Below are 15,129 nucleotides of genomic sequence, written 5' to 3'. Positions count from 1 at the left end.
AAGAACTTTGAGCGTACTTTATCTCACGCCAAAGCCCAAATCGATCTTTGCTTCATCCGGCTAATGCTGAAGAGGCTTTCAGCCCCTTCTTAAGATATCAAATGGGCTCTATACAGAGACTTCTTCAGATACTTCTTCCATAGAACAACAAACGGCTGTTGTTTCTTGTATGGAACAAGAGCAAGATTCGGATAGGGGAGAAGGAGAGGGCGATCGCTCACCTGTTCTCCTGGAGGAGTCGAGCGATCGGGGAGGAGACACAGCTTCCGCCCCTAGTTCTGGGAAAGATGCAAAACACGAAGTGACAAATTTCCCAGAACTAATAGAGGCAGTCGCACAAGCCGTAGGGCTGGATTCCTCAGCCTTGCCCAGGAATTTAAGAGGGGCGATCGCCCAATACCCAGAGCGGGTGGAGGGGGCGATCGCTTACCTCCAGCACCAGCAGCAAAAACGGAAGATTGAGAATCCAGTGGGGTACTTGTATGAGGCGATCGGATCAGGGTGGAATTTGCCAGTGTCGGAAACCTCGTCGATTGTGCCGCAAGGGTTTAACGAGTGGTTTAACGAGGCAAGATCGCAAGGGTTAGTCGTGGCGGCAATGGCGATCGATGGAATTCATTACACCTTGCATACCCAGAAGGGTTGGATACCCACGGTGCAACTAATGCAGCAAAACCCCTCGGATGCAGGGTAGCCAGAAAAATTACATCATCCGTTTTCCTGGATATGGTTTTCCACTCAACTGGTTTCCCCAACGAGTGGAAATAATAAAAAATCAGTGAATAGCAATTCAAGGCATGGTAGCGATGTTTCCATTCAATTAGTTTTCCCAGCGTATGGAGACGATAAATTCCCTGGGTTTATCGAATGCCTCTAACTCTCGCAAGTTTCCATCCAATTGATGCTCCAAGCGAGTAGGAACATCAATAAGCGCTCGTCAACCTCCACCCCACCCCACTGTTTCCATTCAATTGTGGTTCCCAGCGAGTGGGAACTCGCAATAGTTCTGTACGAACTGGTGCTCCGTCGGGCCTTGTTTCCATTCAATTGTGGTTCCCAGCGAGTGGGAACTGGTTTTCTGATTTCGCCGGAAGATATCTTCCCAAGTTTCCATTCAATTGTGGTTCCCAGCGAGTGGGAACTTAGTGAGGCCCGGGATTTTCAAATTCGGGGTACGTTTCCATTCAATTGTGGTTCCCAGCGAGTGGGAACTTCTAAAGCGCAGACGGAGTTTGAAGCGTCTGGGGTTTCCATTCAATTGTGGTTCCCAGCGAGTGGGAACCTTACTAGTTGCTCGCAGAGCAAGTATAGGTTTTTAGTTTCCATTCAATTGTGGTTCCCAGCGAGTGGGAACTATACTGCATCCGATGCCGCGGGTAAATGAAATTGCTGTGTTTCCATTCAATTGTGGTTCCCAGCGAGTGGGAACCTGATGAAGACCTATTCGGAGCTAGTCGATCTACGTTTCCATTCAATTGTGGTTCCCAGCGAGTGGGAACAGATTGTCCTAAGCGGGGGGCCGGCCCTGCTGAGTTTCCATTCAATTGTGGTTCCCAGCGAGTGGGAACGATTGAAGCGGGAGATGTTATCGAAGAGCCGCACCGTTTCCATTCAATTGTGGTTCCCAGCGAGTGGGAACACTGTTACCGTAGCAGTGGTAAAACCGAAGCGTAGTTTCCATTCAATTGTGGTTCCCAGCGAGTGGGAACAGATTGAAGCTCTTGTAGGGAGAAAGCTACTCCAGTTTCCATTCAATTGTGGTTCCCAGCGAGTGGGAACCAGGCGGCGATTTGGACGGAAGGAGTTAAAGGTTAAAATGCGTTTCCATTCAATTGTGGTTCCCAGCGAGTGGGAACTACGTTGTGTCAAAGCCAATAGGAAAAGAACCGTTTCCATTCAATTGTGGTTCCCAGCGAGTGGGAACCAGATGTTCTGCCACCAACCCCAGCCACCCCTAGTTTCCATTCAATTGTGGTTCCCAGCGAGTGGGAACTCTCGACGAGTGGCTCTCGCTGCTTGTTGAAGTGTTTCCATTCAATTGTGGTTCCCAGCGAGTGGGAACGAAGGATCTAAGTCTTCAGGCAGCCCCCAAGGGGTTTCCATTCAATTGTGGTTCCCAGCGAGTGGGAACCTTAGCATTCGCTCGGTGGTAGAGGTTCGCAAGCGTTTCCATTCAATTGTGGTTCCCAGCGAGTGGGAACCTGTGTCTGGCTCATGCGAAGTGACGAGTCCCACTTCAGTTTCCATTCAATTGTGGTTCCCAGCGAGTGGGAACGCCTTGGTTTTCAATCTGATCAGTTCGAGGATTTTAGTTTCCATTCAATTGTGGTTCCCAGCGAGTGGGAACTGGCATCACCGACTGGGTATTTCATAAAGCACAGGTTTCCATTCAATTGTGGTTCCCAGCGAGTGGGAACGACAAGTTTGAAACACGCCAAATTTACGGTGCAAAGTTTCCATTCAATTGTGGTTCCCAGCGAGTGGGAACTTCAGGACGGCTCTTCCGTCCTAGAACGCCTCATGTTTCCATTCAATTGTGGTTCCCAGCGAGTGGGAACTATTGATAGGTTAACCAGTCTCCAAGATTCTTTGTGTTTCCATTCAATTGTGGTTCCCAGCGAGTGGGAACCTCAGAAAGAGCAGGCGCAAAGGCAGTGCATCGAGTTTCCATTCAATTGTGGTTCCCAGCGAGTGGGAACAAACTGCTTCAGTAAGTGCTGAAACCCCGCCTTCAGTTTCCATTCAATTGTGGTTCCCGGCGAGTGGGAACGGTCGGGTTCTGGAAGGCTTGCTAGGCAAGCTTTTCAGAACACTATTTCCATAGGGGTCTATCCTACCTGTCAATTGTATGCCATTATTCGCATTAAGCTTCCGGAAAAAATGGCTGAATTGCTTTCCTGGCAAGGCATCCATAGGGGTTGACGAGAGAATTAGGTTTTCAGCGATCGCCCGACCCCTATGGTTTTTGAGAAAATCTATGGTTCGCATCCGGGCTAGAAGTATTTGAAGACGGGGATTAAGGTATTTTGGGGTGTGCTCAAGAAGCTATCCCAGCTTCCTGAAATAGGGATTGAGCATTCAGGCTCAAGTCGGGTAGGAGGGGATCCGTGAGGGGGCGATCGCCTCGGAAGATCTGAGGTGGGCGATCGGGTACAAAGACCGTGATGCTTTGGGATTTGGATCGACAATCCATACCCTCAAAACACCAGCCGCCAGGTAATCCAGAGCTTTCTCTGTCATGCCACCGAAGGTTTGATCGGGAGAAATGATTTCTACGGCCAGTTCGGGTGGGATAGGGCAGGGGCCATCTTCTGTAAAGTCTTTTGGCAGGCGTTCCTGAGATACAAACAACAGCTCAGGAACGGGAACCCAGTCTTTTCCCTTTCGTTTTAGAGTGACAGCCCACTCGATACCCACTTCTCCTCGCTGACAACCCCAGTTTTCCAGAATCAGGAGCAGGGCTTTCTGGGTGCGGGAGTGGAAGCGTTGGGGAACCGTTTTGGAAACTGCGACACCATTGATGAGTTCACAGGCAACATCACCCTCCGGGAAAGCGAGAAAGGCTTCAAGGGTGAGCCAATTTTGAAGAGCCTGCACCATAGGGATGCCGTGATGAACAGATGTCTTGATTTTACAAGCATCTGAAACTCAGGGGCTTCAAGCTACATCTGGTAGATGGCAAATAGGATGAGCATCTGTTCATCAGACCGGATTTTGTAGGAGTTGGGCGATCGCATTCTTCTCCAACCATCCTCCTAACTTCACACAATCCTGATCCTGTTGATGAGTCTTACGCTGGTTATATTCGTATCTGATCATATCCTCAAACAGAGCGAGAGGAAGAAGTACAACATCTGTTTCCATATCATCGTCTATAAACGCAACTCGTTCTATTTTGAAATCAAATCCAGTCCAACGAACCGTAGATAGACGATGATTAGTATAAATTTTTAAGTTGCCAATCACATTGGCTCGTTCAAAATCAGGGTTCCTTTCGTTAAAAAGCATTCTCCAGGCAAGGTGATGTCTGATAAATTTACGTCCTGTTGAGCAGTCCGAACATACCTCAACTTCAACTCCTTCAATCGTCAAAAACTGCCTCTCCATTTTTCGTGGAGTTACTTCATCTAAAATGTCTTCTTGAACTTGCTCTGACTCCTGTGACATGGTTTCACCTGCAATATGGAATGAGGATTCTAACGAAGAGGGTTTTACCAACTTGAACGGATTGGGTTGATCCGTTCGCGTCCAGATCAGGCGAATCGGATCAGCCTCCAATGCAGCCATACCCGGATAGTTCTCATGTAGAAAAGGATGCTTCTCAATGAGCGCCACAAGCTGAGAGGTTTGCAGAGCCAGCATCTCAACACCAGCCAAAGGCTGAATATTCAAATCTTCTGCAAAATGCTGATCCTCTTCACCAAACGAGAACCACGGCCCCACCTCGATCGCAATCCCATTACATCGCGCCCGCCACCAGGAGGCCCCTTTACGTCGGACAAATTCTGCCCAATGTAGACGAGTCGGCCTCTTGTTGCTGGCTTTGAAAATTCGACGCAGCGTAGAAGGAACCCTCCCACCTCCGAAGTAGCGAATATTAATCGTGGGCAGATCGTGATGGGGGGATTTAGATGTCATCCCAAAAATGATGCAGTACCGGGAAATTTTGCTGAGCGCATCCTGCAACGCAATTTCAGAAGGGGTAATCTTTTTGGGCGGAACGGGGGTGTTATTCAGTAAGGGATTGTAGAGGTTGATATAGTGGGCTTCCCGTACTCCCAACTGCTGGGCTTGCCCACTGCAATCCAACCATGCCAATCGGACGGGCGATCGCTTACCAATGCGCGTCAATTGCTCCAGTCGATGATGATCCCGCCAGCGCTCCACCAAATTAATGGCCCGACCGATATACAGAATCCGATCTTTGCTATCAAGGGCAAAGTAAATAGCCGGACAAGCGGGAAGCTGATCACGTTGGGACAATAGACGTGATGGAAGCGTCAGCAGGTTGAATTCAGGATGTGGAAGCATTACTGAAGTAGGCCCAGTACCTTCATCATTCCCAAAATCTCATTGAGACGCTTATCACTTCGATGTTTCCCCGCAAACGGCTTCCCTGGCAAGTGAGAACTCTCCAAGGAAGTCATTTGCGATCGCCCTCAACAGTTCCTATAGTCTCCATTCAATTGGTTTCCCCAGCCAGTGGGGACTTAAAGCCGAATTAGACAGCCAAGCTACAGTTCCTATAGTTTCCATTCAATTGGTTTCCCCAGCGAGTGGGGACAAGATCAATCTGCATTGCGAGAGTTTGACCTGGGAAAGTTTCCATTCAATTGGTTTCCCCAGCGAGTGGGGACATGATGGGATTGCAGATGCGGTGTGTATCTTGGAGTGGGTTTCCATTCAATTGGTTTCCCCAGCGAGTGGGGACACCACCTTCACAAGGTTATGCTGTGGGGGCGTTAATGGTTTCCATTCAATTGGTTTCCCCAGCGAGTGGGGACCCTCCCTACAAGAACGCCCCGTTACAGATGAAGAGTTTTGTTTCCATTCAATTGGTTTCCCCAGCGAGTGGGGACATGGAGCAACCTCAGCGGTCAGACCGATGTTGCCTACTGTTTCCATTCAATTGGTTTCCCCAGCGAGTGGGGACGATGGAGCTTATCCCCCACCGTCTCACTGGATGGCTTTACGTTTCCATTCAATTGGTTTCCCCAGCGAGTGGGGACGAATAAATGTATATTCTGTCTCCCTAAAATATTGTCTAAGTTTCCATTCAATTGGTTTCCCCAGCGAGTGGGGACTTTAATTTCTCCGGTCTTGATGTCGCAAATTGGCTGATAGTTTCCATTCAATTGGTTTCCCCAGCGAGTGGGGACAACATCCCCATCTTGTAGAGTGGAGCAACGTTGAGTTTCCATTCAATTGGTTTCCCCAGCGAGTGGGGACACAAGGGACGCGGGAACGGGCATGATCTCTGTGGGCACTGACCTGTTTCCATTCAATTGGTTTCCCCAGCGAGTGGGGACCTTTCCCGAGAGAATGCCCTATTTGCTGAGCAGTTGGTTTCCATTCAATTGGTTTCCCCAGCGAGTGGGGACCATACATTTCTCGTAATGAAGATGGCGAGACTGGATACGTTTCCATTCAATTGGTTTCCCCAGCGAGTGGGGACAAAAAGCTGAAACCTGTCAGGGGTTCGACCACTCCATAGAGTTTCCATTCAATTGGTTTCCCCAGCGAGTGGGGACTTGACTGGGTTATCAACTTCTAGTTGCTGACCCGAAAAAACTAGTTTCCATTCAATTGGTTTCCCCAGCGAGTGGGGACCCACTCTTGTAAGTGAAGCGGGCGAAGTCCGCTTCACTTACAAGTTTCCATTCAATTGGTTTCCCCAGCGAGTGGGGACCTGAATTTGCCCAATGATGCCCTGAATGCGTTCGGCTTCGGGTTTCCATTCAATTGGTTTCCCCAGCGAGTGGGGACTACGATGACCGTAATTACCATAGAGAGGCGAGTCCATTGGAGTTTCCATTCAATTGGTTTCCCCAGCGAGTGGGGACGCTCTGTGGAGCCGTGACAACTCTTGCCCTTTTCCCTGCGTTTCCATTCAATTGGTTTCCCCAGCGAGTGGGGACCCACCCTCATTCAACCCCACATCCTGCAAGGTGTCTAGAACAGGTTTGCGAGGGGGAGACAAAACATAAGAGGATGCACATTGAACAGTTCTCCTAAAAAACCTAAAAGCTTTACAGAGAAAAGCTTCGAGGGCTTCGACGTAATCTTTAGGATTTCGAGCATTTTGTCGATCCCCCGCAGCCCTCGAAATAGCGCTGAAGCTATTGTAAATCAGACAATAGTAGAGCCTGGTGGTTGCAAAACTGGAACCCCGCCCCAAACCTCCACCTGCCGCAGCGTATGAGCAGACAGCGGATAAAATCGGATGCTATCTTCCGGTTTAACGTGTTGTTGTAGGCGATCGCGCAACTCTCGATATTTAAAACTCGGTAACACACATTCAAAGACACTGAACTGCACCCGTCGCCCATAACCTTCCAACAGGTTGGCGACCTTGAGCCGACGCTTACTGCAAGAAATATCGTAAGTGACCAAGTAAAGTAACATTAGCGGATCACGTAAGGTTTATAGCCCAGGCTGGGATTAGAAACAAACTGTCTAAAAAGTTTTACTTGACGGTTGAGTAAATCCCAACGGGGTTGTGGCCCATCGGGTGTTGCTAAAGATGCCTCCATTCTCTGAAGGAAGGCCCGTAAAAACTTCTTGCGCCCTTCTCCATTGAGATAACAGGCCCCGGCAGGATAATCAAAATCAGTCTCAACTGAGACGATAGAACTATTAACCAGATACAACACCAGTGAATCAATCAGTGGAGCACGAAACTCTTCAATCAAATCGGAAGCCAGAGCCGCATGGCGCTCTGAACCCTGATGCAGACAAGCCTCGTAGGGATCTAAACCCTGAAGCTCAATCAAACTCAATAGATGATTCCACAACAACTGATACCCAAAACTGAGCATGGCGTTAATCGGATCGAGCGGTGGCTGGCGTGAACGGGTTTGAAAGGAAAACTCCTCGTTTGTCAGGCACTCTCCCAATACCGCAAAATAGCAAGCAGCCGCAGTCCCCTCAAACCCCATCAGGCGCTCGATCGCATCGGCTTGTTTAATGCGATCGAGCGAGGTGGTTAGATTGGTGATCGCACCTTTAAGAGTGGCCGACTCTAGGCGGCGATACTGGCGTTGCAGTAAAACCCGACTATTTTTCACCTTGGCCCCAACAATCGCCCTGGCTACCCGCAGACGATCATCCCCTGATAGCGCTTGCTGTTGCCGCGCCAAAGAACGATACCCCCGCTCAATCGGCACCAGGCGCCCATAACAACGCCCCATACGGGACAAATAGACAATTGGAATATTGTGATTGAGACAAGCCCGAGTCAATTGGCTTGTAACCTGGGATTGCCCAAAAATTAGAACTTGCTCCAGCATCGGCAACTGAACCTGATCGAGAACATCTTGCCCTTGCTTGATAAGCACCTGCTCCTGATTAAGGGATAGATTGCAACCGGATTGGGAAACGTAGAGCGATCGCATAGTTACCTGTCCGAGACATTGTAAGAGGAACTACCTAGAAGCCCGATCTAGAATACGGGTATATAACCAGGTTCCATGCCTCGTTGAAAAAATCAGCTTCGGTTATTGCTGATTTTTTTGTTTATAGTACAGAATTTCTTCAGTAATTTTCTTTAATAAAGAACAGCCAAGGATCGTGAATTTAATCGGGTATATCTGGGATAGGAGCATGGCACTGCGATGCTCTTACAGTATTAAGGAAATTTTTACAGCGGATTGAGCAATTGACCTATCTCGTCATTCAGATGATTAAAGGGGTTAGTAAAATCCGTTTGACCTAAATCGCTCAAGACCTGACGCATCGCCCGCAGGATAGCATCTGCCCCCTCCAGTTCTGAGATTCCTTCAAACTGGTGAATGTATTGATTGCGCTGCTCACAATAGCCATTCAAGACCTGTAAAACATCCAGGGAGGGCGATCGCCCATACTCCAAAATAGCCAACAACCCCGGACGATTGAGGAATCCCTCCAGCCGCAGCGGGTAATCCTTAAACCGATACTCTTGTAAAAATTGGTAGAGTTCTGGGCGATCGCCAGGAAGATTTGCCCAAAACGCTTTGGTTTCTTCAAACGATCGCGGTAAAGGTGGTTTCTGCTCTAAAAAGCGATCAACCAATAAATACAATGCCCGTTCTTGAAATTGAAAAACTCGAACTAAAAAGCTGGAAAACTCCTGATTTTTTAGTTCCACAATTCCATTGAAATAAGCTTCCCGCAGTAGCGCCACTGCATTCCGATGCAACAATACCTGAATCTCGCTCTGCCAGCGTGGATCGAGTAGGGAGAGGACGGGAGCGATCGCCCCTTGCGCTCCTCTAAAATCCAGCGATAGCCGACAATGCCCATAGCGCAGTAATGCTTCCAGAAGAGGAGTTGCTAACCCTGAATTTTTGAGCGTGACTAGCGCTCCGCTATAGTTGTAATCTTGCAATTGCTGCCGGATTACCTTCACGTCAAATTCTTGCCGTAACACCTGCACATTGGTCAGGAATACTCGCGCCTGGTGACTCTGCTGTTCCTGCGGATTGCGTACCTGCCACACCCGACTTTTAGGGGCATATCCCGCCGCCTGCAACACGGCCCAGGCAGACTTCATCACAGGCGTACCCGAAGAGGCATTCAACTCCAGAGTGTCTTGAGACGTGGAGTGGGCGATCGCCGCCTCAAGCCCCCTCCGTGCCGCCTGTACTGCTAACAAGAGGTTTACTGGGTCATCTGATAGGCGATCGCCTGCGGGGAGAAGGACAATTCGCTCCTGAGGGAACTGAAAAGGAACATCCATCAGCCATCCTTGCGTTAATTCAGCCCGCTCTTTCGTCCCTGTGGTATAGAGCAACAACACCTGCTTAATGGCCTGTCCCTCATCCACCAGATAATGCATCAAGCTCACGATTGAGCCATCCTCATGCGTATTATCTGAAACAGGATCTTGTTGGCCGACAAAGGAAAGAATAATGCTGGGCATAGATCAAGGGAAGAACTTAAGTAGTGGAGGGTTAGTGATTAGAGATGGCGATCGCCTCAGTTTTGCAACTGCTCTAGCCCCCACTCGTACAGGGTTTGAAGTAAGGATTGACTTGGCTTAGGCCAATCAGCGGGGCAAACTCCTTGCACTCGTTCCTCCATCGCTGCGTAAATGACCTCTACTGATGGGGTACTCAAATCAGGCCATAACTCAGATGCAAGTTTCTCCAGAGTTAAAGGCGTACTTCGATGAACAACACTATTGCGTAACTCATTAATAGTTTCTAACTGCTGGCACAACGGCTCATCTCCCGCTAATCCCTGCTGCTTCTGCCAAGCTAAACGTAGTTCTGCCAGACTAGCCTTATACTTCACGCCCCAATTTTGTTTTTCAGGTGGAAGCACGATGTAGCCAAGGTTAATCCAATCCTCAAGCTGATACCGCCAAAACAGCAGCCGTTCCAGTGTTTGAGCAAATTGCATGAAGGCTGCCGTAAAATTCTGTTGGCATAGCTCTATACGCAATAGGAAGCAAGATTCCCAGATCTTGAAAAACTTGCTGCTTGCTGTTTCACTATTACCAGGAGGCAGCATTGCCTGGACTTGTGCCCTCCAATCTTGCCGAACTTTTTTAGATGCTTGACGTTTAGTTGAAGGGCGATCAATCCACTCGCGTAAACATTTCAAAGCGTCATCGAGTTGCCAATTGGTTGTCAGTGCAAGGCAGTCAGCCAGTTCATACAAGTATTCATAGCGATCGCGATGGGACTCTAGCCAAACCCTAGCTTCTGTAAAGTCTCCTCGCCGCCACGCTGAGACAATTCTCTCCCGCTCAACAGGCCAGAAATACTGCCCCAAACTAATAGTGCTAAAAGTTTGCGCCGGACACGCACCACTACAGCCTTCATGAACCTCTTCAAATAAAGGGCTAGGTTCAATAGGCACTAACTGTTCAACGGGGCACTGCCGCATCAGAGCCGCAGCACAGATTTCTAGCGTATTCGCAATTTGAGGGACAGACCCTTTCGTTTGAATCTGAAGAGTCAGTGGCGCATCGGTCTCCTGTTGGATAAGGCGTTCAAGGGCATATTGCACAATAAACGACTCAACTTCCCGTCGAATACTCTCGACTTGGTTCACAGCAACAACGGGCTTCCATACATCGACTTGCAATTGAGGGTAAACCTGCCGGATTTTACCTGCCATCAACTTGGCTAACCAGAGGGTATCTCCCCGACGAAAATTCCAAGGTACCTCTTCAGGTTGGTCTGTCCCCCACAGAATGACATGGCTTAATCCATCCTGTATCTGTTCCGCAAGAATTACGCCATCCAGTAGCAACTCCACTGAAGAAAAGTCTTCAGCCGCAGCACACTGCTGATATGCAATTTTCCCCAAATGGCGCACACTCCAACGCCATTCTGGTTTTGTCGCATCACCGTGATAACCACGCTCCTCCCCAAACTCTGCATAGAGTTGATCGATATGGGGTGGATGACCGCGATCGCCATCTGCCCCAAAACTACGCACGATACCATCCTTACAACGCCAACCTATTTGACGCGTACCAACCGTAATAATGAGAGTTTTCATGCTTTTTAAGAAGGAATTGAGGAAGAAGCGATCGCCCCTATTGCAAAGGCCAAATCTGCGCGAAGTTATTGCGATCGGTACGTTGACGCAACTCATCTACATATTGCTTACGTGGATTTTGAGTTGCCCCAAACACAGTTACAACTTGATACTCTTCTAAATCGGCAATCCATACAGGTGAAGGTTTTACCCCACCATGTACCTGGCCACAAAGATTGGCATCATAATTTTGACCTCGCTTAAGATCTCGGTGATGCAGGACAGCAAGAGCATAAGGTTTACCAAAATCCTCCTCACCGCGACAAACCAGAATGCGACAGTTGGTATCAACAGCTTCTGGCCAGCGATCGCTCCTTACCTGTCCTACCTCAAGAGGGCGTTGGGGGCTAATTGGGCGATCAGCTAAATGACCTAGTGCTTCATAGAAAGCATTTAACCGTTGGCGAAACCGTTCCTGAAAGCCTTGTACATTGTTAGGTAATTTCCAAAAAGCATCATCAGTTTCAGGAATGAGTGTAGAGCCGCGCCACCAGGGAGCGCGTTCTCGCGTGCTACGGGAATAGCAAGGCCGCCTTGCCCCCTGGCCTAACCCTCCCAGATGAAACATCATCCAGGTTAAATTCGCACATAGTGCTTCGATGTGCTGCTTTTGAGCGCTGAACGCTTCTGAGGAGTAGGAAAGCAATAATTTCCCAGCCTGTTCGCCACAAGGGTCATCCTTCCCTTGAGCAGTTGGGCGGGCCTCCTGCTGAACTACCTGACCATCAGCAATCCTAACGGTCAACCATCCTCGTTCTTGAGTCGGGCTAATAGAACCAAATAAATTTCCTTCTAATCGTTGAACTTCTCTGGAAGGTAATACTCCCCGTGCAAAAACTCGAAACCAGTAACGCATCATGGATTTGAATGCGACCGGACGCACCTCCGCGTCTGGGATTCCCCGTGTTTGCCACACGTTGCGCCCACTATTCCAGTTCCATTGGGTAAATCGTTGTCGTCCGTGGATCAGTTGACCTTGCAAGGTAAATTCCACACTGAAAAACGTATCTTCAGAGGAGGATGCTCCGGCTCTAACCAAGCTGCCATAGCCTGTATTGACCTGCGAACCAATTCCCGCTTGCAGTCCTTCAATAAGCCACTGTTTCACCTGATCCAGAGTTGCATCATCACAGGTACGAGTTCGGCGAATTCCAATCAGGAATACAACATCAGCTAGAGAAAGAAAAGGACTCGGGTTGGGCGAATAATTTAGATCGCTTCTAGAAGCATCCCACGACCAGATGTTGTTTGCCATATCTACGGCTAATCCGCCGTTATTCGATGATTTTTGAGGTAATGGGTAAGCATCTAGAAAAACGACCTTGCCCGATCGCTCCTCGCTCTTCGTACTATCTAAGAAGCCGAAATACTGGCGCGATACTCTTTCCTCAGCCTGCTTCCAGGAGAGTTTTTCCTGCTCCATCAATTCTCGAATTGCCTGGGTACGGGCTACACCGCGCAGGGTACTGGCAGGAATGTAAGGCATTCCCAGTGCATCAAAGGCAGGCAGCAGAATGCTCTCTGGTCCCCGGTGCCCACCGACGCGAATACGCCAAAGGCATTTCACCTGAAACGTGTTTCCTTCACCTGCAATCTGCTTTGTTCGTTCCGTCAATTGGAGAAGGCGATCGCGATAATTCCCTTGCTCCTCAGCCATTTGAAGAATTTGTACTTTGGTGGGGTCTTTGTGATCGCTATCGGGCGATCGCATCCACCGCAGATATTCAACAAAACTGGCCGAGGGATCTGGCTGAAACCCTGGATCAATCAGCCACGGAGAAGGAGGATTACTATTGCCACCATTACCACCGCCACCACCTGAGGGTCGAGAGCCACCATTACCGCTACCTGCCCTGATAGTAATGACCTTCTTTTCTGGCTTCGGATTACTTCCTTCTGTTGTAGGATTGGGCCGACTGGTTGCAGGATTGGGTTGAGGTTTTCCTGGCCGTTTTGGGCGATCAAAAACCATTTAGGCCTCTCCTTTAATGTCGTGATAAATCGCTGTAGCCCAAAAGCTAAATTCTTGGGCGATCGCCAACCCCAAACCTGTTAATCCCAGGTAATCATCTATATCAAGCTTCGTTAAAACTTGCAGGCCATCTTCACTCCCTAAACCTTTGTATTCTGGAGTATCTGCTATCTCTTCAAGGCAACAGAAAAAATTTTCAACAACCTGCCGTTTTCCAGTTTTATCCTTACTAATGGCCTTCTCTTCTGCTTTAAGACGCATTAGTCCCCATGTTGAAAGATAAGTATAAAGCTCAACCGCCTGATTTTTCTGTTCCTTCAAGCGATTACCGTCCTGCTCAGAGTCCGATCGTAATTTGCTGAGCTTTTCGTAAACAGGCTTGCCCATCGTGCGTGGATCGAATGTCATGTGAAGTCCCTCCTAATTGGCACTGGCTAACCACTGTTGAACAAATCCCCGTCCTAAGCTCTCCTGCCCACCGATTTGAAGAATTGATTGCTGGCTTAGAACTTCTGCAAAGTCCACTTTTGCAGGTGCAGCTGAACCATTGGATTGAGCCGTGGTACCCCACGGGAAGTACATTAATGTATCTGGAGGAATGGCCTCCTCATAGCGAAAACCTCCATCAACAGTTTTGTGTTCGTCTAATTTGACCTTTACTTGCCGCCACAAACTCATCTGAGTCAATGTGGCGCAGTGCTGATCGGGAAGGACAATCAACCGTTTAATCGTGCTGGATTCATTGCTTTGAGGCACGAAGATATTCCAGTTCTCCCATGTTTTGAGTTCGCTGGTTTTGAGAATGACATCTTTCAGGTAAATAGGCTTAGTGTTTCCGACTGTCGTGCTGTATTCAGCAGGAATTTCAGCCGCTACTCCATTCAAACGCGCCCACCGTTGGAGCAGTAACGGGCAGCTAATCCAAACCACCCCATGACTGAGAGAAGGCACAGGCAGCCAGAGGATTGAGCCATCACCAATCCAAATTGCCCCCTAGACGAGTTGATTTAGGTCTTTGCCAGTTTGCTCTTTGTATGCTGCAACTAGTTCCAAGTTTTTCTGGTCTTCAATTTCGGAGCCAAATAGGAAGATTTGCTGCAGCTTCTTCGTTATGTCCATTTCATCCGTTTCGAGGCTTGCCCTGAACCGACCACGAATGGAACTGGACGGAATATAGGGAAGCTCCGTATGGGATTCGCGGGCAATCCCCAGCAAATTACCTTCCTGGGTTGTCCCCCCGGTATGTAGCGGGGAGAGAAGATAGAGATAGACCAAATCACAAATCATTGCTGCTGTACTCCATAGGGAATCCAAAGTTTTTCTGAGTAGCCAAGCCGTCGCCAATTATGAACTTTGTTAGGTGTGCCGTTATCGAGGGTCGGCTGATCCTGAAATAGTTCCGCTGGATGCTCCAGGTAGTACACACTGCCAGGGGGAACAGCAAATACCTGGGGAGCTGGAATACTATCTTTGTCTCTACTAACGAAACGACAACTTATGGGCATAGCTTTTGCCGTAGCAACACTGACCAGTGGTCCCTTTTGCTGGTTCGGATTGGCTGGATAGGCCAGCCCCCATTCTCACGGCCACGCACGACAGGTCGCAACGCCCTGCCGATTGCGCTCAAAAACCCCAGGGGTAATGAAATAGGCCAGCGATCGCCCCGCTTTTCCTCCCGCTTTCGCGTTTTCCTCTAAGGCCTGACGATTGTTCTGGGATTGCTCCTGCAACCCCTTCCACTGATCTCCAAGGGAACTACCAGCGTATTCCAGTAGAACACGATGGCCTTCCCCACCTAGTGGTCTGTCAACTTTATTTTGAGGGGCGGGTAGGCGATAATGGATAAAGAACTTCTCCCCCTTTAACAGCATGGCAAAGAAGAAATACATCGTAGCTCTGACAGAGCA

At 48.9% G+C, this 15,129-nt stretch carries 10 protein-coding genes, 3 pseudogenes and 2 CRISPR repeat arrays; of the genes and pseudogenes, 2 read left to right on the top strand and 11 right to left on the bottom strand.

The features are described from left to right. Together NDI52_RS32960 and NDI52_RS32955 are read left to right on the top strand one after the other, a co-directional pair. Positions 1-93: pseudogene (locus tag NDI52_RS32960) on the top strand (IS5/IS1182 family transposase); the annotation flags it as partial. A gap of 76 nt (positions 94-169) precedes the next feature. Further along, positions 170-694, top strand: coding sequence for a hypothetical protein (locus NDI52_RS32955; RefSeq protein ID WP_348257036.1), 525 nt, complete (start codon positions 170-172; stop codon positions 692-694). 36 nt (positions 695-730) lie between these two features. Continuing rightward, a CRISPR array of direct repeats spans positions 731-2,770; the repeat unit is 36 nt; unit sequence GTTTCCATTCAATTGTGGTTCCCAGCGAGTGGGAAC. Positions 2,771-3,084: 314 nt separating this feature from the next. On the opposite strand, the gene NDI52_RS32950 is transcribed toward NDI52_RS32955, so the two are convergent. The 11 genes and pseudogenes from NDI52_RS32950 to NDI52_RS32900 form a co-directional block, all read right to left on the bottom strand. After that, complete coding sequence (locus tag NDI52_RS32950) at positions 3,085-3,600, bottom strand: Uma2 family endonuclease (RefSeq protein WP_348257035.1); 516 nt, start codon at positions 3,598-3,600, stop codon at positions 3,085-3,087. 102 nt (positions 3,601-3,702) lie between these two features. Next, positions 3,703-5,031, bottom strand: coding sequence for a GIY-YIG nuclease family protein (locus tag NDI52_RS32945; protein ID WP_348257034.1), 1,329 nt, complete (start codon positions 5,029-5,031; stop codon positions 3,703-3,705). A gap of 143 nt (positions 5,032-5,174) precedes the next feature. Beyond that, a CRISPR array of direct repeats spans positions 5,175-6,638; the repeat unit is 36 nt; unit sequence GTTTCCATTCAATTGGTTTCCCCAGCGAGTGGGGAC. A gap of 211 nt (positions 6,639-6,849) precedes the next feature. Then, positions 6,850-7,125 (bottom strand): CRISPR-associated endonuclease Cas2, encoded by a 276-nt coding sequence (cas2, locus tag NDI52_RS32940; protein WP_348257033.1) that lies wholly within the window; start codon positions 7,123-7,125, stop codon positions 6,850-6,852. After that, on the bottom strand, positions 7,125-8,114 hold the full coding sequence (cas1, locus tag NDI52_RS32935) for a CRISPR-associated endonuclease Cas1 (protein WP_348257032.1): 990 nt from the start codon (positions 8,112-8,114) through the stop codon (positions 7,125-7,127). The genes cas2 and cas1 overlap by 1 nt, the downstream gene beginning before the upstream one ends. A 245-nt stretch (positions 8,115-8,359) precedes the next feature. Continuing rightward, positions 8,360-9,619 (bottom strand): hypothetical protein, encoded by a 1,260-nt coding sequence (locus NDI52_RS32930; RefSeq protein WP_348257031.1) that lies wholly within the window; start codon positions 9,617-9,619, stop codon positions 8,360-8,362. A gap of 56 nt (positions 9,620-9,675) precedes the next feature. Continuing rightward, the gene (locus tag NDI52_RS32925; RefSeq protein WP_348257030.1) at positions 9,676-11,211 is read right to left on the bottom strand and encodes a hypothetical protein; all 1,536 of its coding nucleotides are present in this window, start codon (positions 11,209-11,211) and stop codon (positions 9,676-9,678) included. Positions 11,212-11,248: 37 nt separating this feature from the next. Next, positions 11,249-13,222, bottom strand: a complete 1,974-nt coding sequence (cmr6, locus tag NDI52_RS32920) for a type III-B CRISPR module RAMP protein Cmr6 (protein WP_348257029.1) — start codon at positions 13,220-13,222, stop codon at positions 11,249-11,251. Continuing rightward, the gene (locus NDI52_RS32915; protein ID WP_348257028.1) at positions 13,223-13,630 is read right to left on the bottom strand and encodes a hypothetical protein; all 408 of its coding nucleotides are present in this window, start codon (positions 13,628-13,630) and stop codon (positions 13,223-13,225) included. A 12-nt stretch (positions 13,631-13,642) separates the two neighbouring features. Beyond that, positions 13,643-14,509, bottom strand: a pseudogene (cmr4, locus tag NDI52_RS32910) (type III-B CRISPR module RAMP protein Cmr4). Further along, positions 14,506-14,793 (bottom strand): type III-B CRISPR module-associated Cmr3 family protein, encoded by a 288-nt coding sequence (locus tag NDI52_RS32905; RefSeq protein WP_348257037.1) that lies wholly within the window; start codon positions 14,791-14,793, stop codon positions 14,506-14,508. The pseudogene cmr4 and the gene NDI52_RS32905 overlap by 4 nt, the downstream one beginning before the upstream one ends. A 9-nt stretch (positions 14,794-14,802) precedes the next feature. After that, positions 14,803-15,129: pseudogene (locus tag NDI52_RS32900) on the bottom strand (hypothetical protein); the annotation flags it as partial.

Origin of the sequence: Leptolyngbya sp. PL-A3, assembly GCF_039962325.1 — a bacterium.
Taxonomy (GTDB): Bacteria; Cyanobacteriota; Cyanobacteriia; order Elainellales; family Elainellaceae; genus Vacuolonema.
This window is presented reverse-complemented; position numbering and strand designations above follow the sequence as displayed.

Coding starts and splice junctions, on each gene's coding strand:
- NDI52_RS32955 (WP_348257036.1), top strand. CDS start 170: ATGGAACAAGAGCAAGATTCGGATAGGGGAGAAGGAGAGGGCGATCGC.
- NDI52_RS32950 (WP_348257035.1), bottom strand. CDS start 3,600: ATGGTGCAGGCTCTTCAAAATTGGCTCACCCTTGAAGCCTTTCTCGCT.
- NDI52_RS32945 (WP_348257034.1), bottom strand. CDS start 5,031: ATGCTTCCACATCCTGAATTCAACCTGCTGACGCTTCCATCACGTCTA.
- cas2 (WP_348257033.1), bottom strand. CDS start 7,125: ATGTTACTTTACTTGGTCACTTACGATATTTCTTGCAGTAAGCGTCGG.
- cas1 (WP_348257032.1), bottom strand. CDS start 8,114: ATGCGATCGCTCTACGTTTCCCAATCCGGTTGCAATCTATCCCTTAAT.
- NDI52_RS32930 (WP_348257031.1), bottom strand. CDS start 9,619: ATGCCCAGCATTATTCTTTCCTTTGTCGGCCAACAAGATCCTGTTTCA.
- NDI52_RS32925 (WP_348257030.1), bottom strand. CDS start 11,211: ATGAAAACTCTCATTATTACGGTTGGTACGCGTCAAATAGGTTGGCGT.
- cmr6 (WP_348257029.1), bottom strand. CDS start 13,222: ATGGTTTTTGATCGCCCAAAACGGCCAGGAAAACCTCAACCCAATCCT.
- NDI52_RS32915 (WP_348257028.1), bottom strand. CDS start 13,630: ATGACATTCGATCCACGCACGATGGGCAAGCCTGTTTACGAAAAGCTC.